Source organism: Myxococcus llanfairpwllgwyngyllgogerychwyrndrobwllllantysiliogogogochensis, assembly GCF_006636215.1.
Taxonomy (GTDB): Bacteria; Myxococcota; Myxococcia; order Myxococcales; family Myxococcaceae; genus Myxococcus; species Myxococcus llanfairpwllgwyngyllgogerychwyrndrobwllllantysiliogogogochensis.
Genome location: NZ_VIFM01000879.1, coordinates 1 through 415, shown reverse-complemented (window position 1 = coordinate 415; position 415 = coordinate 1). Strand labels below are relative to the sequence as shown.

At 71.6% G+C, this 415-nt stretch carries 1 protein-coding gene; it reads left to right on the top strand.

Annotated features, from left to right (window positions below; all coding sequences use genetic code 11):
- A partial coding sequence (locus FJV41_RS57560; RefSeq protein ID WP_281291688.1) for a penicillin-binding transpeptidase domain-containing protein occupies positions 1 to 281 on the top strand: 281 nt, incomplete at its 5' end.
- Positions 282 to 415 lie beyond the last annotated feature (134 nt).

Genomic DNA, 415 nt, shown 5'->3' with positions numbered 1-415 from the left:
CCGTCGGCGGCAAGTCCGGCACGGCGCGCAAGCAGGTCGGCAAGAGCTACGCCTCCGGCAAGTACCGCGCCTGGTTCACGGGCATGGCGCCCATCGAGAAGCCGCGCATCATCGTCGCCGTGATGATCGACGAGCCCAGCGCCGGCTCGTTCTACGGCGGCGCCGTGGCCGCGCCGGTGTTCAGCGAAGTCGTGCAGCAGACGCTGCGCATGATGGGCGTAGCCCCGGACATGGCCGTGAAGCCCCGCATCGTCGCCAACAGCGTCGAGGAGTCGCTATGAACGAGATCGAGCCCGTTCCCGAGAACCCGACCCCGCCGCTGCTCGGCTCCGTGCCCGAGGCGCTGGAATGGCTGCGCGCGCGCATCGGCGCCGGCAGCGGCACGCTGCGCACCGACAGCCGCCAGGTCGGGCCC